The organism is Salinimicrobium xinjiangense DSM 19287 (assembly GCF_000423585.1).
In the GTDB taxonomy this organism is placed as follows: domain Bacteria; phylum Bacteroidota; class Bacteroidia; order Flavobacteriales; family Flavobacteriaceae; genus Salinimicrobium; species Salinimicrobium xinjiangense.
Genome location: NZ_KE384054.1, coordinates 132,799 through 159,225, shown reverse-complemented (window position 1 = coordinate 159,225; position 26,427 = coordinate 132,799). Strand labels below are relative to the sequence as shown.

Below are 26,427 nucleotides of genomic sequence, written 5' to 3'. Positions count from 1 at the left end.
TTTACAACTCTAAAACTCAAATTATGATCAGGTCTCTTTCTTTGCTTGTACTTCTACTATCCATTTCCCTTGCAGGCTGCTCCGGTGATGACGAGGGCACGGAGAATGTAGAGAAAGAAACACCCCCTTTTGCACAAGCCGCAACTTTAACTATTCCGGGAACTTCCACCACAGATGTTTGGGGTTTTGAACGGAGCGGGAAGGAATTTGCGGTAATAGGAGATATGAGTTCTCAAAACAGGAATTTTTCCATTGTAGATGTTACAGATCCTGTCAATCCCATACTTGTGTCTACTACTTCCTCTCCTGCTTTTGATATGAAGGTGTGGCAGAATTTCCTGTACGTAGTTGATGGATTTCATAACGGTCCGGGCGAAATGAGAGGGACGATCTATAATATTGAAGATCCTTCGGCGCCTGTGCCTGTGGGTAATTTCCCTTCTGCTCACAACATTTTCATTGATGACAAAGGTTATTTGTACCTGTCGGGCAAACATGAGATGATTGATAACGAGCTAAAGGAATTCGGGATTTCCATCTATGATCTGAATGCTGATCCCACACAACCTCAACCTGTATGGAGTTCTCAACTCCCTGAGTCTCACGATATAGCGGTTATTGGGGACAGGATGTTCGATTTCCACGGGGAAATGGGAACTTTTATTTATGATGTTACCGATAGATCTTCCCCTGTATTCTTAAGTAACATAAGTACCGGGCAGGGATTTGACCACAGTGGCTGGATCACAGAAGATGGGAATTACCTTTTCATAACAAATGAATTTGCGGCCTCTACACAATACAATTTTGAAAATTTAGGAGGCCCCGATATTGCCATCTGGAATATTTCTGATGTTTCCAATCCCGTACAGGTGGGACAGATCCACGATGAATCCTCCCGCGTACACAATCTTTACATTAAAGGGAATCTTGCCTACATCTCTTACTACAGTGCCGGATTTAAGGTTTTTAATGTATCCGATCCTGAAGCTCCGGAGCTGATCTATGTCTATGACACCAATGGAATTGTAGGCCCGGGAACTGATGACGGATTTAACGGTGCCTTTGGAGTATATCCTTTTACTGGTTCGGGAAATGTTTTCGTTAGTGATATCAGTACCGACCTCCACATTTTCACTTCTAATCCATAGGTTGGCAGACGGAATTTACATGTACAGATAATGGCCGGAAGGTTGTACTTCCAGAGCCCTTGATCCGGGATGTATTTATTAAAGACTGAAAAATAATACCGGATATTTTTTTCAGTAAAAATGGCTGGGAGCAGATTTTCAACCGGAAAATTTGTTCGTATCTTCACGCCCTTAATTATTATAAAAATGCCGGAAAGCAGTAAGACCAAATATTTTACAATTGAACAGGAACAAACCGCCAGGTTTGCAAAGGCCCTTGGACATCCTGTACGCATTGCAATCCTTGAATTACTTGAATCTCAAACCTGCTGCTTCCACGGGGACATGGCAGAAGAACTTCCCGTAGCCAAATCCACGCTCTCCCAGCACCTTAAAGAATTAAAGTCTGCCGGACTTATCCAGGGCGACATTACTCCTCCAACAATAAAATACTGCATCAACCGCGAAAATTTCTCTCTCGCCAAAAGCCTGCTGAACAAGATCCTGAAATAATTTTTTTAAGATACCATTCGTAATACTACGAACTACGAATAATTGTTCGTAACTTTACGAATACATCTAAAAAGATACAGCCATGACACAGATAAAAGTATTAGGTCCCGGGTGTCCAAAATGTAAGACTACCTATAATAATGTGCTGGAAGCATTAAAACAGACTAATGCCGAAGCCGAGGTAGAAAAAGTGGAAGACATTGAACAGATGATGAAGTACAACGTTTTGACCACTCCTGTTCTTATGATCAATGAAAAAATTAAGATCAAAGGCCGGGTTGCACAGGTAAATGAAATTATTGACTTACTAAAGAACTAAGGAATGGACAGGCAGACTTTAGTAAGGGAAATTTGTCCCACAACGACTCAAAGAAGGCTGCAAAAAGGAGCCCTCCTGCTTGATGTTCGTGAAAAAGCCGAGGTGGAACTTGTATCTTTCGATGTTCCTCATATTCTCCAAATACCCCTCAGTGAATTTGAAGAAAGATATATAGAGATCCCCAAAAACCGGGATGTGGTTCTGGTATGCAAAGAGGGCATCAGGAGCCTGAGAGCCGCAGGATTTTTAATTAATCACGGGTATTCCAATGTCGTGAATATGAAATATGGGCTACTTCGCTGGGCACAGAAAGGTTTTCCTGTCAAGGGAGACACCTCTCTCCTTACCCCTAAGGAAACCTGCTGTTCCGATTCGGGCTGTTGCTAATTTTTTAGAACTCTATTTTATTTCAGAAAAAACTTTAACCTGTTGTTATGTTTGACTGGATTCAGAATTTTGCCGACTGGCTAATATATTCCGTTTTTGACATTGGCGCAGATACGCACCTGGGAACTGCTCTAAATTTCTTCATTTACGACACCATAAAGATCCTCATCCTTCTTTTCCTTATCGTTTTTCTAATGGGCATCCTAAACGCCTATTTGCCTGTTGAAAAGCTGAAGGATTTTCTACACCGAAAAAAACTTTACGGGCTGGAATATTTCTTTGCCTCCGTCTTTGGAGCAATTACTCCATTCTGTTCCTGTTCCTCCGTTCCCCTGTTCATTGGCTTTGTACAGGGAGGTATTCCTTTAGGAGTGACTTTTTCTTTTCTTATTACTTCCCCCCTAGTAAATGAAGTGGCTATAGCCATGTTCATAGGGATGTTTGGTTTAAAGGCTACTCTAATTTATGTGGGTTCAGGGATTCTCCTGGGAACCATAGGCGGCTGGATTTTGGGGAAATTCAACCTGGAAGAATGGCTTTCGGAATGGGTAAAAAAGATCCTGGGCAGTAAAATGGAACAGGACGGTATCGACCAGGAAAAACAAAGCTTCCGGCAGCGCCTGCCGGAAATCACACAGGGTGCCTTGGATATTGTAAAAGGGGTTTTGATCTATGTGATCATCGGGATCGCGATTGGGGCTGCAATGCACGGTTATGTTCCCGAAAACTTCTTTGGAGAATATCTTGGAGGCGGGCAGTGGTGGACAGTGCCTGTAGCCGTCATCTTTGCCGTTCCCATGTACGCCAATGCAGCAGGAATAGTTCCGGTTATTGAAGTCTTTGTTGCCAAAGGTGTCCCGTTGGGAACAGCCATTGCTTTTATGATGGCAACCGTCGGCTTATCTATTCCCGAAGCTACTTTGCTCAAAAAGGTTATGAGCATGCGGTTAATCGGCACTTACTTTGGAGTAGTCACTTTATTTATCATCCTCTCAGGATTTCTCTTCAATATGCTTTTATAAATCTTTTTTCTGAAATAGCCGACCAATGAAAACTAAAACACAAATATTAACTGAACTCTGGATCGACGCCAGAACCCGGTTTTCCAATCAATTGGATCAGCTTACTTCTGAAGATCTCAAAAAGAGATTAGGCAGCTCCCCCAATTCCGTCGGATTTCTTATCCGTCACATAGGTGACGTGGAATTACTGTTTGCCAAAAATGTCTTTGGAGAGCCTTCAGTTAAAGTCACAGCTAAAACATTAATCGCTCAGAAAGACACAGGGGAATTGACAGATCCGGTTGAGCTAAAGCAATATGTTTCTGAATCTTTTCAGAAGCTGAGATCCATTATAGAAAAACAATCCGAAGAAGATTGGAAAACCAAGATCAGCACTAAAGAATTTGGAGAAAAAACAAAAGCTGAAGCCTTTGGACGCATAATCTCCCACACTACTTATCACGCGGGGCAACTCGCCATAATTAACAAATATGGAACCATCTAACCTTAATATCATGAAGTTCATAAATCATTTTCTACCGCTCGCCTTTACTGTTTTACTGTTCACCTCCTGCAACAGCAAAGCGCAGAACCCCACCCAGTCCACTACCGCATCCTCTAATGCTGAAATTGAGGTGATCCAATTCCATTCTGAAAACAGGTGTAAGACCTGCCTGGCAATTGAATCTTTAACCCGGGAAACTCTGAAGGATTATCCGGCAATTTCCTTTTCAACAGTAAACGTTGATAAATCTGAAAATGAGAAAATGGCCGACGAATTTGAAGCTTTTGGCACTTCTCTATTCCTCTATAATCCCGAAACAGGAGCTAAAAAGAACCTTACTGAATTTGCATTTATGAATGCAGGAAAGGAGGAAAAGTTCAGGCAGGAACTGCGGGAAGAAATAGATCAATTCTTAAAATCCTGACCATGGACTGGATTAACGATCTGGCCCAAAACCGCGAAGCACCTGTTCTAGCGGCTTTTGCACTGGGGTTATTAACAGCAATAGCCCCATGTCCCCTTGCTACGAACATTACGGCCACGGCCTATATTGCGAAAACCATAACTCACAAACGAAAAGTATTGCTAAGCGGCTTGCTTTACACCCTGGGAAGGGTTTTTACTTATACCCTGATTGGTGCCCTTATCTTTTTTGGAGCAAGTAAATTCCAGGTCGCAAAGCTTTTCCAGGGAAACGGAGAAAAGTATATAGGTTTCGTTCTAATATTTATAGGATTGGTAATGACCGATATGATCAAGCTCAACTTTATCAAAAGTGGAAATTTTACCGACAAGCTTTCAGAAAGATTCAAGACCAAAGGAATGTTCGGTTCCTTTCTTTTAGGTGCTTTATTCGCCCTTGCCTTTTGCCCCTACAGCGGTGCATTGTTCTTCGTCATGCTCATCCCCATGATGCTTTCGGCAAGCGCAGGTCTTGCTCTTCCGGTGGTATTCTCCTTCGGCACGGGTTTACCGGTAATCCTCTTTGCCTTCGTCATTGCCTTTAGTATGGAGAAACTGGGAATGTATTTTAGAGCTGTGACTAAAATAGAAAAATTCATGCGCTTCCTGGCAGGATTTGTTTTCATCCTCACCGGCTTGTACTACATCAATATCTATTTTAAACTAATTGGGTGAGGGATCGTTTGCCATATAAATGTAATAGCTACAAATCCGGTTCTACTGTTAAATGATTATTGTTAATTGATCATTGTCAACTGTTAATTGCTCATTGATCACTCCTCTTCTTCCATTTCAGCAAAGACATCTTCACTGATGGAGAAATCCAGGGTTTCAGCCTCGGGGACATATTTGAGGAACTGATCAATTCCCTTCTGAAGCATGAGCTCGGTAGAGAATTTGCGGCTGGTGGCGAGGACGAGTCCGCCGCGGGTGATCCTGAAGAAATATTTTCCCGAGCCGGTCCGGGCTTTCCTGAAAGTGAAGGATTCGAGGTCATTCTGGATGGTCTCTATGATCTTCTCACAGTCAGATTTGTCCCTGCAGGCAATACTGGTGAAGATGGTTTTCCCTTTTCGGGAGGCAAAGGTGAATTTATAATTTCCATTATCTCTTTTACTTATCACGAATGCACTCATAGATTTTCGGGGGAATTTTTCAAAACCTCAAATCTAAAAAAACAGGAGTATGATGCCAGTCATAAAGTTTCAAAAGTTATCAAGAGGGAAAATGAAAATCCAAGCACCAAAATCCAAATCCCAAATTCCAAGAAGGTTAATTAGAGATTGGTTAATCGGAGAATGGTTAATTAGGGATTGGTTAATAAGTGATTAATTGTTCTGCGAAGATCAGCGTGATCTGCGGGAAACCTTTTTGATTGTATATTGAATAATATTTAAGTGAAGAAATTCCAATTTGAGACAAATTTCTTTGCGGCCTTAGCGATTAATCTTTGCGCTCTCTGCGAGAAATTTTTCTTTTCTATAATGTAGATTGAATGTTGAAAATCTAAAACAGGCTTTATCACTTCTATTAAAAAAATATAGATGGTAACAAAAATCTTACAATTTCTTTGTGCTCTTATTTTTGACTTTCCTGCTTTGTGTGAAAACTTTTGGGGGAATTCCAAATTCAAATTGGTTAGAACTTTACCAAAGTTCCACAGAAAGGGAAATTCCAAATTCCAAAACATTGTTGTCGGGAAAAATCTAGACCGCTCCGCTTCTAGAATCTAGAACCAAGACTTTTTTATAAGATACTGAAATTCAATGTTGTGAAAATTTCTTTTCATTGGTAGAATATTTGAAAATTCAAAGAACTAAAAATCACCCCCTCAGACTGATAGATAAGATCTCTTATCAGCATTAGCGGGCTTTTTCAGAGGTTCCTTCTTTTTTCATCGGACAACAATGATTCCAAAACTCAAATTCCACACCGGTTAGAACTTTACCAAAGTTCCACAGATTGGAACAACATTCTTTAAAATGAAAACCTATATCTCATTGTCAACAACTTTGGAAAAGTTGGGGTAAACAGATGGCGCGGATTTGCAATCCGTGACGAGCTCTTCACAAATCAAGGCGGAAAATTCCCGCCTTGATTTGTTTCTGACCTATAGGATAGAATTTCAGCTCATAACATTTCAGCATCCACCTTCACCGGATTACGTAACATGTCCAATACCGGCGAGGTATTCTGCACATAATCAAACAGCTCTTTCAGCTCATCTCTGGAAGCATCTGACTTCACCCGGCATTTTAGATTAATGTGCTCGTACCCCGGACGGGTTTGTTCAGAAAGCCCCAGGAAGGCATGCAGATCCAGTTTTCCCTCAATATCAAAAGTCAGGGAATCCAGGTCTATATCCCGGGCTGCCGCATTGTAGGCAAAGCCAACGCTAAGACACGAACCCAGCGCGTGAAGCACAGCTTCAACCGCATTTGCTCCATGATTCTCTCCTAAGAGTACGGGTGGCTCATCACCTTCTATTACAATGGGAGTTGTTCTTGATTTATCTGTTTCTTTTGCACCATAAAATGGCTGAAAAGTGGTTTTTGAACGTCCGCCGCCCAACCATTCTGTCTTCGCTCTAAATTTAAAATCAGCCACTTCAGGATCTTTTTTTACCGCCTCAATAGTGCCCACTAATTGTTCTACATTAACTCCATTTCTTTTCTTCACTACATTTTCCATCTTTTTCATTTTTTAAATTAATATTCCTTACATCCTATCCTCTGGTGGCCAGCTGTTTGTTGAAATGCAAATTTAACCATAACATGTCTGATTATCAATTAATTACAATATTTTCCGATGATTAATAATAGGCGATGAATTGTAAAAATCAGTTCAGGCCATGGCCTGAACCTACAGGTAATTATGGATAATTGATTGCCGGTAATCGTTAACAAAAAAAAGCCGGCGATTTGCCGGCTTTTGATCTTTTATATAATTCTGCTTATTGCTTTCTTCCATTCTTTCTCAGTTCCCGCTCTTTTTTTAGCAGATCTCTTTCACGTTCTGCGGCTTCTTTAGCACGTTCCCGATGATATTCGGCGGCTTCCTTGGCCTGCTCACGATTCCACTCAGCTTTTTGTTTTCTCAGCTCTCTTTCCCGCTCGGCTGCTTCTTTTGCACGCTCCCGGTAATATCCAGCTTCTTCTTTGGCCAGTTCCCGTTCCATTTCAGACCGGTCTTTTCGCATTTCTCTGGCTCTTTCCTCTGCGTCCTTAGCTTTCTCACGGTAGAATTTGGCATCTGCCTTAGCCATTTCCCGGTAAAGTTCGGCCTCATCTTTTCTTTCTTCGCGACGCATTTCTGCTATCTTCTTCGAACGCTCCTTGTGCCAATCGGCTTCTTCTTTAGCTCTCTCGCGATAAATCTTTTCCCGCTCTTTATCCGCTTTTCGTGCCTCTTTGGCTATTTCCTTGCGCTCCTTAGCTACTTCCTTGCGTTCCTTTGCTCTTTCCTTATTCTCCTTTCCTCTCTCCTGAGAAAAACCGGAAAATCCGGCCATTAGGAAAAATAGACTTGCAAATATTATGGTTAATTTTTTCATGATCTGTAGGTTTTTAACTAAACAGGCAACTATCATGCCGCTAAATTTTGCAAAAAACATTATCTTGATATTTCCCCCCATGCTTTTTTTCTTCTGAACTCTTAATTGCGGGAGACGATGAACTTTTTCAGAAAAATAAGGAGATACCTGGTAGCACAGCATAAGCCTGCGAGATACCTTAAGTATGCCATTGGAGAGATCATCCTTGTAGTGATAGGCATTCTCATTGCGCTGCAGATCAACAACTGGAATGAGTTCAGAAAAGAGAGAAAGAAGGAAGAGATGTACCTTAAGTCCCTAAAGAGCGACCTTCGGGAATCACAGGCCGAATTAAAAAGAGTGATCGAAAAAACAGAACGTGTAACCTCCGCGAGTATTCAGCTCCTGTCGTTTTCAACAGATACTGTACCCATGCCACCACCCGCCGTATTTGACAGTCTGGTGGCGCAAACCTTTGGCTATACCATTGCCATGACTAACGAAGGCACGATCAATGACATTAGCGGCTCGGGGGACTTAAAGGTGATTCGCAACGATAGCCTGCGCAGAATGATCGCCTCCTGGGACGCAGGATTTAAAATGATAAGGGAGAGGGAAAACCTGCTGAAAGAAGCATTTCAGAGAAATAAAAATCTAATTGAGGAGGAACTATATATGGGAGATATTCTTAGTGAAAGAATTGGTTTTGCTGATGACGGGAAGAGGAGATTTATTGTCACAGATGTTTCACATCGTAACCGGATTCTCAACCTCATTATTAGCTCCAGCCCGTTAAATGAGCTTTACCTGGAGAAGATCAAAAGCCTTGATACCATGATCGCGATTACCGAAAGCGAACTTAATAAACTTTCAAATTAGCCCCGGCTATTTTTTCAAATTGCCTGCTGAAACTCCACCCCCAGCTCCCGCATCACCTTTGATGCTGAAATAATCTTCCCTTTGGAGGGATGAGAATGATCGAACTGCGGAAGTTCCAGTCCGGCTTCCCGGGCTTTTTCTGTGTAGTACTTCTCCCGCGGCGGATTAAGTGGATAAACAGCATTGTATACCTCTCCAAAAAGGTCATTTTCAAGCACCTTTTGAATTACCTGAAGGCAGTCTTTTAGATGAATGAGATTCACCGGCCCCAGCGGATTCGCGAGTCCGCTCCTGCCGGCAAGATATTTTACCGGCTGACGGCCGGCCCCTATGAGTCCGCCAAAGCGGATTATTGTGGTATTAAAAATGCTGTTTTCGAGCAGCATTTTTTCTGCGGAAACGATCTCCTTCCCTGAAGCTGAAGTGGCATTTGGTTCGGTATCTTCAGTATAGATGGGAAAGCTCTCTGTTTCCTCATACACGGAAATAGAGGACACAAAAATGACCTTTCTGACACCTGAAGCTTCTATCGCATCAGCCAGTTTCCCTATAGCTCCGGAATAATCCAGTTGCGGATTTCTTCTAAGCCCGGGAGGAAAGTCAACAATTAATAACTCGGTTTCCCTTAGAAAACCCTCTATACCTCCTTCAATGCCTTCCGAAGCTATTTTTAATTGAAAGCCATCAACTCCGGCATCCCTGAGAAGCGGAAGCCTGTCTGCAGAGGTGGTAGAACCTTTTACCGCAACACCTTCAGCAAGCAGCATCTTTGCTAGCGGCAAACCCAGCCAGCCGGTTCCGAGTATGGAGATGTTTTTTGAATGTATAATGTCTAAGGATTAAGGTTTAATAAAGTTCCAAATTACAACAACTAAAGGACATAGTTGCAGGTTGTGGGTTAGGGGTTACGAGTTGCGGGGGTTGTCAAACTGTTATTGATTATCATACTCCTCCATTTTCGGTGACAAGGACAGTAGGTATTTAGCTAAACCAAATCATTTTCAAATTTTCAAATCAAGTTTGGAATTTGGTGCCTGGAATTTGGTGCTTCAAAAGTTCTTAAATGTTATTTGGTGGTGGATTATTGTTAATTGTTTATTGATCATTGTAACACAAAAGTTTTCTTCACCACAATAGCATCATTCAGCACAAATGGTCTGGGGATCATTCCCGGCTCTCGTGGTGGCACCTTGAGCTGCGGATTGTCGTGCAGGTCATATGCAGCCTCTAAAAGGGTAATTTCGGGATGAATTCCCTGCTCCAGGCTCACCTCCAGCCTCAAGGTATCCTGGCTTACAGCGTAATAGGACAGTAATCTGTCCCGCCAGCGGTTCTTATGTACATGTAAACTACTCAGCCCCGGCTGCAGTTCTCCGGCTTCCTTTCCGTTGGCTTTAAAGCTTTTGAAGCTAACACTCCTGTCGGCAAAGAGCTCTATTCTGTTGATCCTTCGGTTGGTCGCGATCTTGATCTGGTAAATAGCTTCCTCTGGACTGGAACTTTCAACCTTTTCTACAGAAACGTAAGGCTTAGGAAGCATGATCTTAGGGGCTACGGAAGTCCGGGTGAACCGGCTTCCGTTCTTGCTTCCAAACCAGTGCATCTCCTGTGCTTCTACTACGCCTTCAGTAAAAAAGGATTCGGTATAACGGTCAAGAGTATGGTCATAGGTATTCCAGGTAGCAACATCTTTATTTTCATCGATCAGGTATACCAGGCTGTTTGGTCGCGGACGCTCTTCAGAAAAATCTGCTTTGAAATGTGCGGTTATAAACAATCCCATAAAGATTAGAAAACTCAGAAAACCGAGCAACTGATTATTCCTGAAGGCAGAGAATACCGGCCACAGCAGTGGAAATAACAGGGCGATTAGCACTGCGGTTAAAAACAGCATGTTCAATCCCAGTGCCACCGGAAAAGAAGCTATGAAAGGCATTAATATGAAGATCGAAGGTATACACAGAAAAGCAACGGCAAGGATTGTCCATTTTGGATTGAGTAGGAGCAGAAAAAGCTGTGCTAAACCGAAATAAACCAGTACTATAAAGTAAGCTGCACCTTTTAAATAAAAGGCTGCCAGGAGACTGATTATGATCCAGAGAATGAGTGGAGCAACCAGCAGGTGATGGGAATTCTGTGGTTTCCGGAATTTGTGGTAGACATAGAAACATACCGCAAGAGCTAAGAATGCCACTGCCGCGATATACCAGTAGCCGTTATAGGTGAAGCCATGTTCCATTTCCCGGTACTGCGGATAAAGAAACAGCATGAATTTCCAGAAGAAATAGCTGAGAAAGCCTGCCAGGAATAAAGATAAAAGCAGCGGAATAAAACCTTTTGCAGCCGCCGTAAGCGGCAGCCGGTTTTTCATTTTTCCGAAGCCTATGAGAACAATAAGCAGCACTGCAGCTATGATCAACAATGGAAAGATCCACCCGTAAGGATAGTTTACCAGTTTAAGGCCGGGTAGGTTAAAGAAAAGCACATTCTCCTCTGTAGACAGCTCCTCAAGCGAAGCTTCGGCTGAATAATGCAGGAGCGGCATAAGGTAACTGCCCTGGTGCGCCAGGGTTTCAGGATCAAGATTCTCCGGAGCATCGGTCGCAGTATGGTAGTCGTAATGATCGTCTATAAAGGCAAAGTTGAGACCGTCAATATTTCCCTGCTCCCTTAGCACTGTTAGATCTGTATCGTTTGGCAGCATTTTATAAACGCTGTAGGCAAGAGAATTGGTTACGGGATATTCGACGCCTGCATTGGTAAAATGTTCTATAAGTGCTTTATTTCCGCCATTGGTTTCAAGCAGCATAAAGGAGTTACCGCCGCTTCCGCGGGATTCGAAATTGAGTGCCAGTCCCACGTCCTTTGCCCATGGATGCTCCTCTACAAAAAGATCTGCTCCGTTAAGACCTAATTCTTCAGCATCGGTAAAGAGAAGAATGATATCATTTTCGGGAGTTTTTCCGGAGGCGAGGAAAGCACGCACGCCTTCAAGAATAGTAGCGACTCCGCTGGCAGCATCACTTGCCCCGGGAGAAGAATGCATTGCACTGTCATAATGGGACATCAACAAAAGAGCTTTTCCGCTGCCGCTGCCCTTAATCCGGGCCATAATATTCTGCGGCCGGGTAAGCGTTCCACCCTTATTCATTGAAAAGCCTTCCTGGGTTTCTACCAATAAACCGAGTTCCTCAAGTTGAGATACTATATAGTTGCGCACCAAACGGTGATTTTGGCTCCCTACATAATGTGGTTCCTGCCCCATTGCCCTGACATGCTCAAAAGCACGGGCAGTTGAAAACTGATCGGCAGGGGCTTCGGCCTGAAGATCTGCCGTAGGTTGAGTAGTTATGAAGCTCCAGATCACGGCGGCAATAAGCAAGGAAACTGCCACTATTGCCTGTATTGTTTTTGACATATTCCAAATATATTCAAAAGCGATCCAAAACCTAATGATCTGGTAGTAAAATCATAAATAATTATTAATTATCTTCATTAAAAGTAGGAAAAGAGAAAATTATAATTATTTTATAGGTTCATTTCTAAACATTATGCTATGGGAATAAAGAGTTTTCAAGGAAGAAGGGCCGAGCCGGAAAAGGCTGCGGACATCCCTGTTTGCGTAAAAGATTATATGTCAACAGACCTGGTGACCTTCAGAAAAGAACAAACAGTATTTGAGGTCATGGAACTTATGATAAAGCATCAGATCTCCGGAGGTTGTGTGGTTGACGAAAATAATAAACTGCTAGGGGTGATCTCTGAAGGAGATTGCATGAAACATATATCAGACAGCCGTTATTACAACATGCCAATGGATGCAAACCTCGTGGAAAAGCGCATGACCTGTAACGCGAAGACCATTGATGCTGATATGAATGTGCTGGACGCGGCAAAAATATTCATTGAAAACAGGTTCAGGCGGTTTCCAATACTAAAAAACGGCGAACTGGTAGGACAATTAAGCCAGAGGGACGTGATGCGGGCAGCACTGAATCTAAAGGGTAACAGCTGGGATCACCAGAAATAAAAGAGTTATATTTTCAAATAAACAAGGCCTTCCGGAATAATAGTTTTGGGAGGCTTTTCAAATTCTTTTTACCAGGGCATAAAAATCTCCGTCCAGCGGCAGGTAGCCTTGGTCGTAAACAAAATAATAAGTATTCCCGGTTTTGGTTGTGTAAATATTGGTGAAGTAGTCGAAGTTAAAACCTTTGGCTGCCAATTTTGATTTTGGCAGTCTTACCTTGCCATCGGGATTCAGCTCTTCCAGGATGCGGTAATTTTTTCGCAGCGCATTGTTGACGTTGCGCACCATGTTTTTGCTGTCTTTGTTCAGGTTGTTGTTATAGGAATTACGGCAGTAGTCGCTGCAGAACTTCTTATCGGTCCTACCCACAATTTTATCCCCACATTCAAGACAGGCTTTTTCCATACTTTTAAAAATAGTAATTTTTTGGTTAATCTGCTGTTATGAGGTTTTTTGCCACGAATACACGAATTTTCTTTGTTACTCAAACCTTCTCACTCAGACCTGGTTACTCACACGCAGTTCTCGCGAAGGCCGCAAAGCTTACGCTAAGGACGCGGAGAAATGCTGTTTATTGTTAATTGGTAATTGAAAAAAAAGTTATGGATGTACGGATGGTTCTCTTTACTCGGACCTTCTCACTCGAAAGTGCTTACTCCGACCTATTTCACACTAAGACCACAAAGCTTTAGCTAAGCTCAGGAAGAACTTCCTGTTCATTGTTAATTGGTAATTGTTAATTGAAAATAAAGCCACGGATGCACGGAGCTTCTCTTTACTCGAACCTTCTTACTCAGGGCTACTTACTCATACGCAGTTCTCGCGAAGGCCGCAGAGTTTGCGCTAAGGCCGCGAAGAAAACTGTTCATTGTTAATTGGTAATTGTTCATTGAAAAAGGCCACGGATGCACGGATAATCTTCTTTACTCAGACGTGATTACTCAAGCCTTTTTCTCGCGAAGGCCGCAAAGCTTGCGCTAAGGACGCGGAGAAATCTGTTCATTGTTAATTAAAATTTCCCGCAGATTCCGCTGATTTACGGAGATCTCTTTGTGCTCTTCTTTTAATCTTTGTGCTCTTTGTGTGAAATTTTTTCCTAATACTCGTGCGGATGTATAATCCGTGACGACAGCTATAAATTGTCCCTACAGGAAATATTTTTACCTACATCTTCAAATTCTCAAATTTTCACATTCTCAAATCATTCCAGCTAAGGCCGCGAAGAAAATCTGTTCATGGTTAATTGCTTATTGGTAATTGAAAAAAGCCACGGATGCACGGATGCTTCTCTTTACTCGAACCTTCTCACTCGAACGTGATTACTCGTACTCATTTCTCGCAGAGCTCGCAAAGGTTACGCTAAGCCCACGGAGAAATTCTGTTCATTGAGAAAAGATTCTTCGCTCCGCAAAAGCTACGCTCTGAATGACAGAACGGTTCATTTGTCATTCCGACGAAGGAGGAATCTCTTTGGAATTGGGTGCTTGGAATTTGGCCCTCCTTCGCCACAGGCTCCGGCGGGTAAAAATTTGGTGCTTATTTTTTCAGTTTTGAGAAAATCGCCACACTAATAAACCTCCCGTTCCTAATTTCGGAATCTCTCATTATCCCTTCCTGCTGAAAATCCTGTTTTTGAAGCGCTTTCTGACTGCTGATGTTCTCTGTTTCTACGAAGGCTTCTATTCGGTGCAGCTTTAATTTTTGATAAGCGTACTCCAACACAGCCTCCATAGCTTCCTGCACATATCCCCTGCCCCAGAATTCCGGAAGGAGCCAGAAACCCAGTTCCGCTTTTTTATGCTCCCGGCTCAGGTTGTTATAACCAATAGCGCCGCAGAATTTTCCGGTTTCGGCTAAGGTGATCGCCCTCCAAAGCCCAGTGTGTGTTCTTTCCAGCTCTGCATACCACTCCAGCTGCTCCCAGGTTGCTTCCAGGCTGCTGTAATTCACACCATAGTGCTTTATTACATCGGGATGTGATAGTCCGCTGTAAATATTCTCCAGGTCGGCTTCTGTGATCTGCCGCAGGTTTAGACGGGTTGTTTTAATGTTTGGGAAAGCCATTTTACAATTAACAATGATCAATACGCAATTAGCAATTAGCAATTAGCAAAAATATCAATTCTTGAAACTCAAAGGCTTACTTCTAACCTCTCACTACTCAATACTCAATACAACTTCAGCTTTTCCAACTCAAGATTGAGATCATACTGCAGGTCTTCGTGCAGTTTTTCCATATTCTTTTTTACCAGCTCCAGTTGTCTCTCGTACATGTTCTTCAGGATCTTATTCCGGTGAATAGAAGGTTTGAAAGCTTCCATTTTCTGAAGGAAATAAATAAGTAATTCTAATTCAGTTTCTTTTTTTCCGGAATAACGGCTGTATTTTTTCACATTTTTGAGCAGCTTGCGCATGCTCTTTTTTGTGTAATAAAAATTGTTGCGGTTAATGGCAGCAAATTCGGTATCTATTTCGGCTTTTATCTTCTGTTTATACTGTTCTTCATCGTTAGCATCAAACAGAAGATAGGTAAGCAGTTCCTTGTTTTCCTTTTTAAAGCGAGACAGCCGCAAAACGATATGCAGCAGCTCCTCCCGGTCCTGATGTTTTAATTCGTCTCTTATTTCTTTAGCCGAAGCGGGTTTCATTCTTTTTATGTTTTTAAATATTCGTGTCTTGCCAGGTCCTGTTCATTCTCCACCTCAAAAGCGCGTCCGGCTTTCAGGACAAGGCTGCGGTCAGCAATTTCAAGTACATCCCGGTAATAATGATCTGTGATCACCAAACCTTTGGTCGCTTTAAGCGAGAGCAGCAATTTCTTTACCCTTTCAATGTACATCGGCTCCAGCATCGAAAAAGGCTCGTCCAGCAGCAAAAACGGCTGCGGAAGCTGTGCAAGTAACACTAATTCCAGGTATTTTAATTGTCCGGCAGAGAGTTTTCCGATTCTCCTGCTATCAAAGGCAGCAACTCCGTCGGAATGAAAAATTTTATCCTGTTCGTCCCCATCAGGAAACATCAGTGGGATCACATCCCGCACCTTCATCTCCTTTGGCAGGAAGCTGTCCTGTGGCAAAAAACCGATCAATTGCTTCGGAAAAATTTTTGGCGTCTGAATATTATCACCATTAATGTAGATTGTAATGGAATCCATACTCAAAGTTCCCATGATCCCCCTGAGTAAAGTAGATTTGCCGGATCCATTCCTCCCAAAAAGGCCAATTATTTCTCCTGTTTTACAGCTGAAGGATACTCTGTTTAGAATCTGATTTTTTCCGAAGGTCTTATTCACCTCCATTACTTCGAGCCTGTTCATAGGAAAAGTAGTAGAATGAGGAGGACAGGTCCCACAAAAATGAGATTGCAGAGCCACACCTTTTTAATTAAAAATGCTTTCGTGAATCCCAGGTTGTAGTACAGGTAATATTCATTACTTCTAAAATACCTGTACCCCAAATATCCGATCAGCATCCCAAAGCTGAGGAAGACGAATAGTCCGCTGATCACCCCAAAGTAAATTGCATTAAGCGCCGAGAAGACCAGGTTGTAAAAATTAAAATCCCTGTAATATTTCCAGAAGGCTCTTTGATTCATGAGATCTTTTCAAAAGGAATAGTGGCGTTTTCTCTTTCGAAAAATTCATTGAGACATTTTATGCCCTTATGGTCAGCGAGTTTCTCTATACTTTCTGATTCTGCACTTGCTCTCCAGGCTTTAACAATATGGGTGACATGGAGACTGTCTGTTTCCTTAACTACAGCGATCACTTCTCCCTCATTATAATCGTCGTGATAGCAATAGCCGATCGTTACCCGCTCGTCTTCCTGAAGTTGCGGCAATTGCAGCGTGTCCAAAGCCAGATATGACAGCTCATCTGGCGACCCGGCTTCGGAATCTGAGAGCTTGTAAAAGAGAATAAGATGATTATTCTTTTCTTTTAATTCCATTAAACGGTATCCATCTGCCGAATTCTGAAGATTGATCGAGTTATCGGAAATCTTTTCAAATTTCTCAAAATATTTCAGGTCCCTGTAATCTTTAAAGGTCGTCTCAAAAAGAGGGTCATCTTCAGTTCCTTTTTTCTCCTGCTTCGTAACGTTCTGGCATCCGACAAGAAATAGTGCGGATAACAACATAAATATCAGCTTTTTCATAGCCCGAATATTGGTTCTACTGTAATAATACGAAAAAATTAAATGAAGACTCTATCCATTTACAAATGCTTACAAACAGATCTAAACGAAAACAAATCATTATCAACCGATTGTGATTTGGAGGTGGTAGTAGGTTTGTCCTGTTGAAATGAACGAATGATTTTCAACTTATTTAATTCTTTATATCATGACCGCATTAAGAAACAAAGTACAGTTGATTGGGAACGTAGGCAACGCACCGGAGATCCTCAGCTTCGAATCGGGTAAGAAAATGGCCAGATTCTCCATCGCAACAAATGAAACCTATAAGAACGCCCAGGGCGAGAAAGTAACCGACACCCAATGGCACAATGTAGTCGCCTGGGGCAAGACAGCAGAGCTTATCGAAAATTACGTTCCGAAAGGAAAGGAAATCGGCATCGAGGGAAAACTAACCAGCCGCAGCTACGAGGACAAGGAAGGTATCACGAGATATGTGACCGAGGTGCTGTGTAGTGAGGTTTTACTCTTAGGCAAACAACAAGATCAAAAAAATTAGAAAAACAATTAAAAAAAATTAGAAATCATGAACGCATTAAGAAATAAAGTACAGCTCATTGGTCACGTGGGGCAAACTCCTGAGATCCATACCTTCGAATCAGGTAGAAAAAAAGCCAGATTTTCCATTGCTACAAATTACTCCTACAAAAATGCCAAAGGAGAAAAGATCGAGGATACCCAATGGCATAATGTTATAGCCTGGGACAAGACTGCCGAAATTATTGAAAACTATGTTGACAAAGGCAAAGAGATAGGCCTGGAAGGCAGGCTTACCAGCCGCAGCTATGACGACAAGGACGGAGTAAAGAAATATGTAACCGAAATTATCTGCAATGAGGTACTTCTTCTCGGAAAATAATGATCTATCTAACATAATTCACACTATTATGAACACAATAAAAAACAATGTGCAACTCTCTGGCAACGTAGGCAAAGCACCAGAGATCCTGACCCTTAGCACCGGAACTAAACTCGCTAAATTTTCAATCGCCACAAGAGAAACCTTTACCAAACAGAATGGTGAAAAAACAACTGTCACTCAGTGGCATAATGTGGTCGCCTGGGGCAAACTGGCCGAAGTGGTAGAGAAACAGGTGCCTAAGGGTGGGGAAATTGAGATCGAGGGAAAATTGAACAGCCGCAGCTATGAAGACAAGAACGGGATCAAGAAATATGTAACCGAAGTAGTGTGCAGGGAATTGATCCTGCCGGAAAAGTAATCGTCACATGGAAAAAAATTTTTAAAAAGACCCCGGCTTAAACGGGGTCTTTTTCTATCTTAATGGGGGAGGACACTGCGATTCTTTCAAACCATTTTAAAACAACTTATTTTTGAATGGAACTTTTAATTGCCTCCACTACTTCCTCATCATCGACGAACGACCAGTCCAAAACCTTATAGGTTGTGGTATTATCCCCTGCAGCATGAAAATATATGAGTGCTTTGACTGCAGGATACTGTTCCGGCAAGCTGCTTAGGGCATCGGCATACCATTGTGCCCTATCACCTCCCACTTCCAGACTTCCAAACTCGCTGATCATGATAGGCTTGTCGTACTGAGAAAATTCGTTATAGCCCTTTTCAAAAACCTCATCAAAAGTCCACCATTTACTCCATGGAGCTACAGTTCCATAATTCAGAGTCGTTAGTCCTATCCAGTCCACATACTCATGACCTGGGTAATATTCCCGGGCATTCTCATAGGCTATATGGGGAGACCACATCCAAACCACGTTCGATGCACCCACTTCCCGGAATTTGGTCACTACATGTTTCCACGCAGCTATGTAATCTTCAGGTGCGTTGTTATGCGGACCCCAGGGATACCTGTAAGGGTCGTTCATCTCGTGACCAAACCTAAGGAATAAAGGATGCCTGAATTTCTTGGCGGCGAGAGCCCATTTTACAATATAAGGATCAAAGACCCCATTGCTGATCAATTGAAGCCCTTCTTCATTATTGTTCATTTTTTGAGCGATTTGAGGAAATTCCGCAGGATCAAAATCGTCAAGCCAGGGCTCCCAGGTGATCATAGGCATGGAACCCAATTGATATATTGCCTGCGCCTTTATCGCAGGGAACTGCTGCTCTTTTTTGCTGCCCCAGGCAGTATAAAAAGATATTATCGGGAGATGCATATCCAGGGAATCTTCTACCCGAACAATATTTTCAAATGAAGTGGAAGAGCGGTCGTCATATATTCCGTAGAAAATAGTATCTGCCGTGTTTAGAACTGCAGGAGAATTCCTGTACCTGTCAAACCATTCCAGATCTTTACTCCTCCTGTCCTCTCTGGCAACAAGGTCATTCTCCATACTTGCAATACCGAGATTAATGCTGGTTAAAAAATCCTCAAAAGGTCCTTTTGATTTATCCCCGGCATAAGAGATGAGCATAAAAATCGCAATGCCAACTACAATGGCCGTAAGCACCAGAAAAATTCTAAAGAATATTGTTTTCATAAGCTTTTTTTGGAGAGATTGTTCTATTACCTCTTTATACAGAAGTTACTTCTTTTCTCTCCTTTGTTTTATGGTGTTTTCCTGAAATATCGATCTTATTGACTTCTATGTACTTCCATGGTTCTTCTGCAGATAAATTGCGGGATTCCCATGCGGCGTAGATCCCCATAATTGTCATTATAAAAGCAATGGTTGCAAAAGCGACCATTCCCCATATTTCACCGCTGGTAAGAAAAAGACCAGCCTCGGCTGTGTAAAACTTACGGCTGATAAGGATATAAATTATGGTGCCGAGGAATAAAAACGCAAAGAGAAAAAGAGGCCTCACAAAAGGTGTAAATCCTTTTACAGCCTGTTTTGCTGTGGGGATATAAGGTATATCCCGGTTAAAGATCGCCAGTACAAATCCCATTAAAAATACAGGCCAACAGGCAAATTTTAAGACCATTCCCCTCCAGTGCAGGCCTCTTTCTTCCTCTCTGTGACAAAGCCAGTTCTGCACGTAGAGATAAATAGCCAATCCAAAAATCGCTAAAGGTGTCCAGTTAATAACAAAACTTGAAAATTCCATGTTGGCAGGTAACCAGCCAAACCAAAGAAAGAGGTAAGGAATAATGAGAAAAAGGAACATGGTAAAACCGGAGCTATAATAGGTACCGATGGTAAAATAGGATAAGCGCTGCCAGCCCGACAAATGCTTCCAAAGCTTTGGCAGCTCGGCAAACAATACTTCATGCACCCCCCGCGCCCATTTTAACTGCTGTTTGCAAAAAGAACCAAGATCTTCGGGTACCAGACCCCTGCTTACTACTACAGGATTATAAACCGATCTCCAGCCACGGGAATGAATTCTTATTGCAGTAACCATATCTTCGGCAAGTCCTATCCCATGCCCGCCTATACTTTCCAGGGCTTTCCGCCGGAAGGTGCAATTGGCCCCGATAGCGACCGCGCAATTAATGCCTTCCAGTGCCATTTGGGTGGGGCCGTAAAATCCGTAAGTCTGCTCTGCAGCACCTCTGGCTGTAAAGGAGCGATATTGATTGTAATAAGCTTGTGCCACCTGCACATAGCCTACCTTTTTATCTTTAAAGAAACCGAGGACCTCATCCAGGAAGTTTGGAAAAGGGATATGATCGGGGTCCAGAACCAGAATAAAATCTTCAGTTGTTCTTTGTAAAGCCGCATTTATTTTTCCCGCTTTCGCTCCCGGAAAACCGACCAGTTCCAGCCAAACGGCTCCATGTTTTTCGGCTGTTTCCCTAAACCTGGGATCCCGGGTATCGTCCAGTAAATAGGTGGTATGAGGATAAGTGATCTTTGCGCAGGCTTCCAGCGTCTTTTCAAACATGCTCAATGGTTCGCCGGGAGAGCTTGTGGTAAATATTGCTACTCTAAGATCTTCTGAAGCCGGTACCGGTGCAGGTTTTGTTATTTTTATATACGAAACCCATAATATCACCATTCTGAAAATCCCCCACCAGAAAATAAAGGTGAGTACAAGATAAAGAGGTAAAGAGTTTATATGTTCTTCTCTGAACCACCATTCTGCAAAGAAGAGTACGCTTATAAACCCGGCCACGATGAGCATAGAGAGTCCCAGCATTTTCCTCTTATTGACTTTCGAGGCTTCTCTGTATTTCCAGTAGGAATATTTAAACTCTTTGCTCACCTGATCTCTCATTTAGAATTACTTAAAAAACTATAACTAACTGAAAAACCCAGGTTATGAAGCTCATAAAACAAGAGGTTGCTAAACTGATAATCGGCTCTCAATTGCATTTGTGGTGAAACCTTTAGGGCAATTCCCGCAAAAAATTCCACCGGAGTGTATTGCTCTTCATAAAAATTGTTTCCTGTAGCCATCCTGTTCCCGGGAGTTTGAGCAGAAGAGAAAAAAGGCTGTTCTGCTTTGGCATAAAACCCGTAATTCGCCCTCATTTTTATTTCAAAAGCATCTGTCGGATTGATATGGATGGATGCCAGAGCGGAATTTACCATTTGGTTCTGAGGAGAAAAATACGGATCATAAATTCCTGAAATGTTTTTAGAAGAGATCAATCCCTGCCCGGAAAAAGACTCTTCTACGGGTTGAAAGGAATTCTTCACAGAATGTGCATAATTAAAAGAATACCCCAGGTCAAGACGGAAGGAACCTGATCTTAATACAGACTTCAGGAGATACAGATAAGAAGTATGAATAATATTATCATCGGGGAAATCCTGCCTCTCATAAGCAAGTTTTCCTACTATGGATTGGGGATTATTAAAACTTAAAGCCACAGAAGACAGCTGGTGCATCAAAGGCTCCTCTATACTGGCCAAAGTGTATTGATAGGGAAGACGTGCAGTAGCAACTTCAGCATTTAAATGTTTTACAAGCTTCTGAGAAATTGCCGCTCTTCCCAAAAATTCAAGGCTGTCCCTTTCCTGATGGGGCTTAATTATTCCTCCTGAAAGATGCACCTCAGGCCCGTTCATTCCCAGTTGGAACCTATTGCCTATCTCTACCTGAACAGATTGTACAGAAATGGCAGGCAGATCAAAATTCCTGTATTTAAGGCTAACAAAAGGTGATAAAACACCTGAAAAATATTTTCCTGCTGTCAGGTTATAATGCTGTGCGTCCAGAGGTTGGTCATCTGAAACAAATTCAGAATTTAGGCTCACATGAGGAGCCCGGGCATAATTAATTTCTCTAATGAGTTTAGCAGCCATTTCATGTTCCGGATGCACCTCCAGCACCTGTCGGATAGTTTTCGCCGCCTTATTAGTTTTACCTTTCCAGTAGTCAAAATAAGCCAGCATAATCAAAGCATTAGGATTAGCCGGATCATCCTTAAGATAAGACTTCAGTATTTTACCGGAATCTTCTACATCTCCCATCTTAAAAAGTGTGCTGCCGTAATCCAGCTTAAGTTCCGAAAGACCCGGGGAAAGAGCTATTGCCTGCCTGTAGAGATTTTTGGATCGCTCAAAATCCCCTTTCCAGTAGGATATTTGAGCCTGCAACCAAAGAGCATAAACATTCCTGTTTTTTTTATTGTACTGACTTAAAAGCGCATCGGCTTCAGAAAAATTTTGCTGATAAGCTTTTTCCCGGGCAAGGTTCAAGGTATCAGTAATTTGTGCCGAACAGGGGAAATAAATTAAAAACAGCAGGAGGTAACTTTTTCTAAAGATATTCATTTTAAAAGATCAGGGGACCAGACCAAAAATAGATATTTTTGGTTTGATTAACAGAACATTAATAATTATAATAAACTAAATTCTCAGAAATAGATCTCCTGCGCCAGTCTAAAGGTATTGGCATGCGCCTCCACAATATCTTTGATGTGTGGCGAATATCCGCCGCCCATGCTTACCTCCACCGGGATCTTCAGATCATGACAGGTTTGTAGCACGTAGCGGTCCCGCTCCTTACAGCCGGCTTCGGAGCAGCCGAGTTTCCCGAGTTTGTCGGTGGTCAGGATGTCCACTCCGCTCAGGTAAAAAATGAAATCGGGTTTTTGTTCTTCGATAAGTCGGGGCAAAGTTTCTTTGAGGATCTTTAGATATTCTTCATCTCCGGTACCATTTTCCAGTTCAATATCGAGATCAGATTTCTCCTTTTTGAAGGGGTAATTGTTCTTGCCGTGCATGGAGAAAGTGAAAACAGAAGGATCATTCTCAAATATCTCTGCCGTCCCGTTTCCCTGGTGCACATCAAGATCGACGATGAGAATCTTTTCGGCCAATTTGTTCCGCTGCAGCCATCTCGCCGCCACCGCCTGATCGTTGAACATGCAGAATCCCTCACCCATATTAGTATAGGCGTGATGTGTGCCGCCGGCGATGTTCATGGCTATACCATTTTTTAACGCAAATTCGGCAGCCCTGATAGTGCCCGAGCTAATAATGAATTCCCGTTCCACCAGGCGTTCTGAAAGAGGAAGGCCAATCTTTCTGGCTTCCCTGCCGCTCAGCGTCTGATTCTTCAAGGCTTCTACATAATTCTTGTTATGTACCGCGAGAATATCAGCTTCATCGGGAAATTCCGGTTCAAAGAAATTTTCCTGCCCACAGGTACCTTCGTGCAGCAGCTGCTGTGGTACCAGCTCATATTTTTCCATCGGGAAACGGTGACCTTTTGGCAAAGGCAAAACGTAGATGGAATGGAAGGCGATTTTCAGCATGATCTGCCAAAGATAAAAAACCTATTCCCCGGCCGAAACTGTTTTCACATCATATATTAAAGTTCCGTCTGCAGTAAAGCCTTCAATGATCATCTGGAAGTCCACTTCCGGTTTTTTGATCCTGAAACTTAACTCCTCACCTCCTTCAGAAGAAAGGGATGGGATCCAGTCTATCACTCCGTAGCTTATAAAAAAGCTGTCATTATCATTCTCGTATTTAGGAACATAATATTGCTTTTCACTGCTGTACGCCAGCGGAATGTCGAACTGCTGGATTCTTGTCCGGTCTCTGGAGGAATAACGTGATTGCAGACTGGAATAAATTTTTATACTGCCTTTGCTCCCCATGAATCCATTGCCCATTCCAGTTTTATTGATCTCAATATAATCAATTGAGGCAAGAGGATACTGATAAAACATATTTTGGTCCATTATTGGAACTCCATCAAGAAATATTGCCATGCCACCATCTGAGGATCCTAATATAGGTGCGGGTGGCGCTTCCGGATCTGGTTCAGAATTGGGATCTGAAAAAAGGGCTAAAGCAGATAAAGAGTGGACGACCTTAAAATTTCCTCCACCTTCTGAAACGCCCAATCCCTTACTACTTAAATACCCGCCCAAGGTATGATATAATGGAATATCGTTATCCTTGACCACATGCACCTGTCCATAGCTGTGTGCGCCCAATTTCCTCTCCCGCTCCCTGACCCTATCTATCTTTGTCTCCAGAAGTACTTCTCTTAGCTCCTCGCCCGGATTTTCAAAGGCACGTACCGCAATGAAGTTATTGTTAGCAGCTGAAGAAACAAGAGGTCTTTGTGGCAGTATATTAGAACCTGGTCTAAAGAATGGAATTGCACTGGGATAGAACTGAACGGAAAGACCGGCCGGTAATAATTTGTCATTATTTTTTACGCGGGAAATAAAAAGTTGCTCCCCCTCCACAGGTTGAAAACCATCCACAATAAAAGCATCCTTATCTGATGGTATCTCGAGGACCATGGGATTACTATTCTCTGTGGCATGGATCATATATTTCAGTTCGTTCCTTCTTGAATCCCGGGTATTCATTATTCCCTTAAGCACAACTCCCTCCTCAAAAGGATAAGGAAGTTTTTCCTCAAAATTAAAGATCGATTCCCAGTTATAACTGCTCCAGCCCTGGGTGAGCAGCAGGTTATCCAGTTCATATTTTTTCTCTTCGGTGATGTCAGTAAAATACCAGCTGCCCTCCTCTATCGTTCCTTTCACATATGGTTGCAACAAATTATAGGATACAATACTGTGGTTTCTATTGTATGAAAGGGTTTGCTGCGGAAGGATAGAAACACTAATACGGGTACTATCCGGCTCCTGGGTAGAAAATTTAACCTGCAGGGAATCCTTCACTGCTATGATCTGTGGCTCCTTCATGCCCTTAACCGGCAGACATTCATAATTAAAGAAGAGCCTTTCGGCAATGGGTTGCCGGTTTTCGTCTACCAGGGTAAAAATATTGATCCCCGACTCAAGGTAATCGAGATCCAAGATCACCGGTATGTTTTCCTTGTCACCAAATCTCAGCTCATGAGCCTCAACCAACCCTCGATTTTGAACTACAAGAAAATATGGTTGATTTTTAATTTTTGCAGAAGTTGCAGCATTGGTGCTAACAAGGAGCCGCAATTCCTTATTTCTCTGAACAGCCGATAAAATGATACCTTCAGAAACTATCGGAGTATTAAATGCCACCGGAATTTCCTTTCCCTGGTAAAATAGAACTGCAGAGTATTTCTTCCCATATTCAGGGATCAGCGTAAATCTTCCTATTCCGAAGCGATTCAAACTAATTTTGTTAATGACTTTACTTCCATCATTTATCATCAGCGTTGCATTTGATAAACCGTAACCGGATTTATCCTTTACAACCACACCAACTGTATTTATGGCATTGCTGAGTAAGTGTCCGCTTTCTGGCAGAAACTGAACATCGGGCCCTACCTCCTCCTTCTGCTGAACATGATCCAGGTTAGAACTTATTACCCTGAAGCTTTCAGTAAAGTAATTCTGCTCCTCAAAATTTCTCATCCAATTGGTGAAGGCCGTGATGGTATACTCGCCTGATGCAAAAGAAGTGTCTATAGCTATAACATTTGAAGCCACACCTTCTTCCACCAGCAATAATTTTTGCTTTACCACCTCTCCGGATTCATTCTTTACCTGTACATAAAGATTTGAAGTAGCTTTTGAGGGAGTAAGATCAGATTTCTTTACCAGGTACGCCGAAAAACCAAGTTGCTCCCCCTGCAGCAGTACTGTTTTATTCAGATGTAAATAAGCCACCTCCTTAGGAATAGAGTGAAATTCCTGAAGGGTTTTTAATAAAGATTGTTGCGGATTTTGTGCAGATAGGGAATGAAACGAAAGTGAAAGAAAAAGGAGATAAAAATAAAAATTCCTCATAAAAAAGTGCTGGTTGGTTAGTGTACTTATGATGTTTATAATGAATTAACAACATTATTGAAAACCACAAACATGGTGCCAGAAGCTGCACTTCCTTTTTAATGGAAATATAGAGGCAAAATATATTTGAAACTTAAAATCATTGTTGTCCGGAAAAAGAATCTAGACCGCTCCGCTCTAGAATTTAGAACCAAGACCTTTTTTATAAGATACTGAAATTCAATGTTCTGAAAATATGCTTTTATTGGTAGAATATTTGAAATTCAAAGAACTAAAAACCACTCCTTAGATTGATAGATAAGATCTCTGATCAGCATTAGCGGGCTTTTTCAGCCTTCTTTTTTCATCGGACAACTATGACTTAAAATAAGAGAATGTCCGGTTTTTCAAGCT

General features: G+C 42.2%; 29 protein-coding genes. 13 read left to right on the top strand and 16 right to left on the bottom strand.

The features are described from left to right. Window positions 1-23 precede the first annotated feature (23 nt). The 8 genes from G564_RS0113895 to G564_RS0113860 all read left to right on the top strand — a co-directional run bounded on the left by G564_RS0113895 (window position 24) and on the right by G564_RS0113860 (window position 4,992). Window positions 24-1,151: an LVIVD repeat-containing protein gene (locus G564_RS0113895; RefSeq protein WP_029038195.1), complete on the top strand. Its 1,128-nt coding sequence runs from the start codon at window positions 24-26 to the stop codon at window positions 1,149-1,151. A 120-nt stretch (window positions 1,152-1,271) separates the two neighbouring features. Then, on the top strand, window positions 1,272-1,643 hold the full coding sequence (locus G564_RS0113890) for an ArsR/SmtB family transcription factor (RefSeq protein WP_456238775.1): 372 nt from the start codon (window positions 1,272-1,274) through the stop codon (window positions 1,641-1,643). A gap of 82 nt (window positions 1,644-1,725) precedes the next feature. Beyond that, a complete protein-coding gene (locus G564_RS0113885) occupies window positions 1,726-1,962 on the top strand; it encodes a thioredoxin family protein (RefSeq protein ID WP_029038193.1) in 237 nt (78 codons plus the stop codon). Between the two features lie 3 nt (window positions 1,963-1,965). Continuing rightward, window positions 1,966-2,349, top strand: coding sequence for a rhodanese-like domain-containing protein (locus G564_RS0113880; RefSeq protein ID WP_029038192.1), 384 nt, complete (start codon window positions 1,966-1,968; stop codon window positions 2,347-2,349). A gap of 47 nt (window positions 2,350-2,396) precedes the next feature. Then, a complete protein-coding gene (locus tag G564_RS0113875; protein WP_029038191.1) occupies window positions 2,397-3,371 on the top strand; it encodes a permease in 975 nt (324 codons plus the stop codon). A gap of 25 nt (window positions 3,372-3,396) precedes the next feature. Then, window positions 3,397-3,855, top strand: a complete 459-nt coding sequence (locus G564_RS0113870) for a DinB family protein (RefSeq protein WP_029038190.1) — start codon at window positions 3,397-3,399, stop codon at window positions 3,853-3,855. Window positions 3,856-3,865: 10 nt separating this feature from the next. After that, complete coding sequence (locus G564_RS0113865; protein WP_029038189.1) at window positions 3,866-4,279, top strand: nitrophenyl compound nitroreductase subunit ArsF family protein; 414 nt, start codon at window positions 3,866-3,868, stop codon at window positions 4,277-4,279. Between the two features lie 2 nt (window positions 4,280-4,281). Further along, window positions 4,282-4,992, top strand: coding sequence for an aromatic aminobenezylarsenical efflux permease ArsG family transporter (locus G564_RS0113860; protein ID WP_029038188.1), 711 nt, complete (start codon window positions 4,282-4,284; stop codon window positions 4,990-4,992). A 98-nt stretch (window positions 4,993-5,090) separates the two neighbouring features. On the opposite strand, the gene G564_RS0113855 is transcribed toward G564_RS0113860, so the two are convergent. The 3 genes from G564_RS0113855 to G564_RS0113835 all read right to left on the bottom strand — a co-directional run bounded on the left by G564_RS0113855 (window position 5,091) and on the right by G564_RS0113835 (window position 7,870). Further along, complete coding sequence (locus G564_RS0113855; protein ID WP_029038187.1) at window positions 5,091-5,453, bottom strand: hypothetical protein; 363 nt, start codon at window positions 5,451-5,453, stop codon at window positions 5,091-5,093. Between the two features lie 994 nt (window positions 5,454-6,447). Next, window positions 6,448-7,017: an OsmC family protein gene (locus tag G564_RS0113840; protein WP_245583696.1), complete on the bottom strand. Its 570-nt coding sequence runs from the start codon at window positions 7,015-7,017 to the stop codon at window positions 6,448-6,450. Between the two features lie 253 nt (window positions 7,018-7,270). Beyond that, a complete protein-coding gene (locus G564_RS0113835) occupies window positions 7,271-7,870 on the bottom strand; it encodes an SPFH domain-containing protein (RefSeq protein ID WP_156879248.1) in 600 nt (199 codons plus the stop codon). Between the two features lie 117 nt (window positions 7,871-7,987). On the opposite strand from G564_RS0113835, the gene G564_RS0113830 reads away from it, so the two are divergent. Next, the gene (locus tag G564_RS0113830; RefSeq protein WP_029038183.1) at window positions 7,988-8,728 is read left to right on the top strand and encodes a DUF6090 family protein; all 741 of its coding nucleotides are present in this window, start codon (window positions 7,988-7,990) and stop codon (window positions 8,726-8,728) included. Window positions 8,729-8,742: 14 nt separating this feature from the next. Here the strand turns inward: G564_RS0113830 and G564_RS0113825 are convergent, their stop codons facing one another. Both G564_RS0113825 and G564_RS0113820 read right to left on the bottom strand, forming a co-directional pair. Beyond that, window positions 8,743-9,516, bottom strand: a complete 774-nt coding sequence (locus G564_RS0113825) for an NAD(P)H-binding protein (RefSeq protein WP_262504845.1) — start codon at window positions 9,514-9,516, stop codon at window positions 8,743-8,745. A 314-nt stretch (window positions 9,517-9,830) separates the two neighbouring features. After that, window positions 9,831-12,146 (bottom strand): M20/M25/M40 family metallo-hydrolase, encoded by a 2,316-nt coding sequence (locus G564_RS0113820; protein WP_029038181.1) that lies wholly within the window; start codon window positions 12,144-12,146, stop codon window positions 9,831-9,833. 138 nt (window positions 12,147-12,284) lie between these two features. On the opposite strand from G564_RS0113820, the gene G564_RS0113815 reads away from it, so the two are divergent. Beyond that, window positions 12,285-12,758 carry a CBS domain-containing protein gene (locus tag G564_RS0113815; protein WP_029038180.1) on the top strand — a complete coding sequence of 158 codons (474 nt, stop codon included), beginning with the start codon at window positions 12,285-12,287 and terminating at the stop codon, window positions 12,756-12,758. Window positions 12,759-12,815: 57 nt separating this feature from the next. Here G564_RS0113815 and G564_RS0113810 read toward each other — a convergent pair whose 3' ends face one another. The 6 genes from G564_RS0113810 to G564_RS0113785 form a co-directional block, all read right to left on the bottom strand. Then, window positions 12,816-13,163, bottom strand: coding sequence for a hypothetical protein (locus G564_RS0113810; RefSeq protein ID WP_029038179.1), 348 nt, complete (start codon window positions 13,161-13,163; stop codon window positions 12,816-12,818). A gap of 1,131 nt (window positions 13,164-14,294) precedes the next feature. Continuing rightward, complete coding sequence (locus G564_RS0113805; RefSeq protein ID WP_037374090.1) at window positions 14,295-14,822, bottom strand: GNAT family N-acetyltransferase; 528 nt, start codon at window positions 14,820-14,822, stop codon at window positions 14,295-14,297. Between the two features lie 104 nt (window positions 14,823-14,926). Next, window positions 14,927-15,406 carry a hypothetical protein gene (locus G564_RS0113800; protein WP_029038177.1) on the bottom strand — a complete coding sequence of 160 codons (480 nt, stop codon included), beginning with the start codon at window positions 15,404-15,406 and terminating at the stop codon, window positions 14,927-14,929. Window positions 15,407-15,411: 5 nt separating this feature from the next. Continuing rightward, window positions 15,412-16,074: an ATP-binding cassette domain-containing protein gene (locus G564_RS0113795; protein WP_029038176.1), complete on the bottom strand. Its 663-nt coding sequence runs from the start codon at window positions 16,072-16,074 to the stop codon at window positions 15,412-15,414. Then, window positions 16,071-16,352 carry a hypothetical protein gene (locus tag G564_RS0113790; RefSeq protein WP_029038175.1) on the bottom strand — a complete coding sequence of 94 codons (282 nt, stop codon included), beginning with the start codon at window positions 16,350-16,352 and terminating at the stop codon, window positions 16,071-16,073. Before G564_RS0113790 ends, G564_RS0113795 begins: the two co-directional genes overlap by 4 nt. Beyond that, a complete protein-coding gene (locus G564_RS0113785; RefSeq protein WP_029038174.1) occupies window positions 16,349-16,912 on the bottom strand; it encodes a hypothetical protein in 564 nt (187 codons plus the stop codon). The genes G564_RS0113790 and G564_RS0113785 overlap by 4 nt, the downstream gene beginning before the upstream one ends. 187 nt (window positions 16,913-17,099) lie before the next feature. Between G564_RS0113785 and G564_RS0113780 the strand changes: the two genes are divergently transcribed. From G564_RS0113780 to G564_RS19345, 3 genes are read left to right on the top strand one after another with little or no spacing between them, the layout of a single operon-like run. Beyond that, window positions 17,100-17,450: a single-stranded DNA-binding protein gene (locus G564_RS0113780; RefSeq protein WP_029038173.1), complete on the top strand. Its 351-nt coding sequence runs from the start codon at window positions 17,100-17,102 to the stop codon at window positions 17,448-17,450. A gap of 27 nt (window positions 17,451-17,477) precedes the next feature. Further along, window positions 17,478-17,810, top strand: a complete 333-nt coding sequence (locus G564_RS0113775; protein WP_029038172.1) for a single-stranded DNA-binding protein — start codon at window positions 17,478-17,480, stop codon at window positions 17,808-17,810. 28 nt (window positions 17,811-17,838) lie between these two features. Then, the gene (locus tag G564_RS19345) at window positions 17,839-18,171 is read left to right on the top strand and encodes a single-stranded DNA-binding protein (RefSeq protein ID WP_037374058.1); all 333 of its coding nucleotides are present in this window, start codon (window positions 17,839-17,841) and stop codon (window positions 18,169-18,171) included. A gap of 106 nt (window positions 18,172-18,277) precedes the next feature. On the opposite strand, the gene G564_RS0113765 is transcribed toward G564_RS19345, so the two are convergent. The 5 genes from G564_RS0113765 to G564_RS0113745 all read right to left on the bottom strand — a co-directional run bounded on the left by G564_RS0113765 (window position 18,278) and on the right by G564_RS0113745 (window position 26,034). Continuing rightward, the gene (locus G564_RS0113765; protein WP_084625645.1) at window positions 18,278-19,414 is read right to left on the bottom strand and encodes a glycoside hydrolase family 26 protein; all 1,137 of its coding nucleotides are present in this window, start codon (window positions 19,412-19,414) and stop codon (window positions 18,278-18,280) included. A 34-nt stretch (window positions 19,415-19,448) separates the two neighbouring features. Then, window positions 19,449-21,098, bottom strand: coding sequence for a glycosyltransferase family 2 protein (locus G564_RS19340; protein WP_051205483.1), 1,650 nt, complete (start codon window positions 21,096-21,098; stop codon window positions 19,449-19,451). Continuing rightward, entirely contained in the window at window positions 21,095-22,603 is a 1,509-nt protein-coding gene (locus G564_RS0113755) for a tetratricopeptide repeat protein (protein ID WP_029038170.1), read from the bottom strand. The genes G564_RS19340 and G564_RS0113755 overlap by 4 nt, the downstream gene beginning before the upstream one ends. An 83-nt stretch (window positions 22,604-22,686) precedes the next feature. Beyond that, window positions 22,687-23,589 carry a histone deacetylase family protein gene (locus G564_RS0113750; RefSeq protein WP_029038169.1) on the bottom strand — a complete coding sequence of 301 codons (903 nt, stop codon included), beginning with the start codon at window positions 23,587-23,589 and terminating at the stop codon, window positions 22,687-22,689. Between the two features lie 21 nt (window positions 23,590-23,610). Further along, window positions 23,611-26,034: a hypothetical protein gene (locus G564_RS0113745; protein ID WP_029038168.1), complete on the bottom strand. Its 2,424-nt coding sequence runs from the start codon at window positions 26,032-26,034 to the stop codon at window positions 23,611-23,613. Between the last annotated feature and the right edge of the window lie 393 nt (window positions 26,035-26,427).

Coding starts and splice junctions, on each gene's coding strand:
- G564_RS0113895 (WP_029038195.1), top strand. CDS start 24: ATGATCAGGTCTCTTTCTTTGCTTGTACTTCTACTATCCATTTCCCTT.
- G564_RS0113890 (WP_456238775.1), top strand. CDS start 1,272: ATGGCTGGGAGCAGATTTTCAACCGGAAAATTTGTTCGTATCTTCACG.
- G564_RS0113885 (WP_029038193.1), top strand. CDS start 1,726: ATGACACAGATAAAAGTATTAGGTCCCGGGTGTCCAAAATGTAAGACT.
- G564_RS0113880 (WP_029038192.1), top strand. CDS start 1,966: ATGGACAGGCAGACTTTAGTAAGGGAAATTTGTCCCACAACGACTCAA.
- G564_RS0113875 (WP_029038191.1), top strand. CDS start 2,397: ATGTTTGACTGGATTCAGAATTTTGCCGACTGGCTAATATATTCCGTT.
- G564_RS0113870 (WP_029038190.1), top strand. CDS start 3,397: ATGAAAACTAAAACACAAATATTAACTGAACTCTGGATCGACGCCAGA.
- G564_RS0113865 (WP_029038189.1), top strand. CDS start 3,866: ATGAAGTTCATAAATCATTTTCTACCGCTCGCCTTTACTGTTTTACTG.
- G564_RS0113860 (WP_029038188.1), top strand. CDS start 4,282: ATGGACTGGATTAACGATCTGGCCCAAAACCGCGAAGCACCTGTTCTA.
- G564_RS0113855 (WP_029038187.1), bottom strand. CDS start 5,453: ATGAGTGCATTCGTGATAAGTAAAAGAGATAATGGAAATTATAAATTC.
- G564_RS0113840 (WP_245583696.1), bottom strand. CDS start 7,017: ATGAAAAAGATGGAAAATGTAGTGAAGAAAAGAAATGGAGTTAATGTA.
- G564_RS0113835 (WP_156879248.1), bottom strand. CDS start 7,870: ATGAAAAAATTAACCATAATATTTGCAAGTCTATTTTTCCTAATGGCC.
- G564_RS0113830 (WP_029038183.1), top strand. CDS start 7,988: ATGAACTTTTTCAGAAAAATAAGGAGATACCTGGTAGCACAGCATAAG.
- G564_RS0113820 (WP_029038181.1), bottom strand. CDS start 12,146: ATGTCAAAAACAATACAGGCAATAGTGGCAGTTTCCTTGCTTATTGCC.
- G564_RS0113815 (WP_029038180.1), top strand. CDS start 12,285: ATGGGAATAAAGAGTTTTCAAGGAAGAAGGGCCGAGCCGGAAAAGGCT.
- G564_RS0113810 (WP_029038179.1), bottom strand. CDS start 13,163: ATGGAAAAAGCCTGTCTTGAATGTGGGGATAAAATTGTGGGTAGGACC.
- G564_RS0113805 (WP_037374090.1), bottom strand. CDS start 14,822: ATGGCTTTCCCAAACATTAAAACAACCCGTCTAAACCTGCGGCAGATC.
- G564_RS0113800 (WP_029038177.1), bottom strand. CDS start 15,406: ATGAAACCCGCTTCGGCTAAAGAAATAAGAGACGAATTAAAACATCAG.
- G564_RS0113795 (WP_029038176.1), bottom strand. CDS start 16,074: ATGAACAGGCTCGAAGTAATGGAGGTGAATAAGACCTTCGGAAAAAAT.
- G564_RS0113790 (WP_029038175.1), bottom strand. CDS start 16,352: ATGAATCAAAGAGCCTTCTGGAAATATTACAGGGATTTTAATTTTTAC.
- G564_RS0113785 (WP_029038174.1), bottom strand. CDS start 16,912: ATGAAAAAGCTGATATTTATGTTGTTATCCGCACTATTTCTTGTCGGA.
- G564_RS0113780 (WP_029038173.1), top strand. CDS start 17,100: ATGACCGCATTAAGAAACAAAGTACAGTTGATTGGGAACGTAGGCAAC.
- G564_RS0113775 (WP_029038172.1), top strand. CDS start 17,478: ATGAACGCATTAAGAAATAAAGTACAGCTCATTGGTCACGTGGGGCAA.
- G564_RS19345 (WP_037374058.1), top strand. CDS start 17,839: ATGAACACAATAAAAAACAATGTGCAACTCTCTGGCAACGTAGGCAAA.
- G564_RS0113765 (WP_084625645.1), bottom strand. CDS start 19,414: ATGAAAACAATATTCTTTAGAATTTTTCTGGTGCTTACGGCCATTGTA.
- G564_RS19340 (WP_051205483.1), bottom strand. CDS start 21,098: ATGAGAGATCAGGTGAGCAAAGAGTTTAAATATTCCTACTGGAAATAC.
- G564_RS0113755 (WP_029038170.1), bottom strand. CDS start 22,603: ATGAATATCTTTAGAAAAAGTTACCTCCTGCTGTTTTTAATTTATTTC.
- G564_RS0113750 (WP_029038169.1), bottom strand. CDS start 23,589: ATGCTGAAAATCGCCTTCCATTCCATCTACGTTTTGCCTTTGCCAAAA.
- G564_RS0113745 (WP_029038168.1), bottom strand. CDS start 26,034: ATGAGGAATTTTTATTTTTATCTCCTTTTTCTTTCACTTTCGTTTCAT.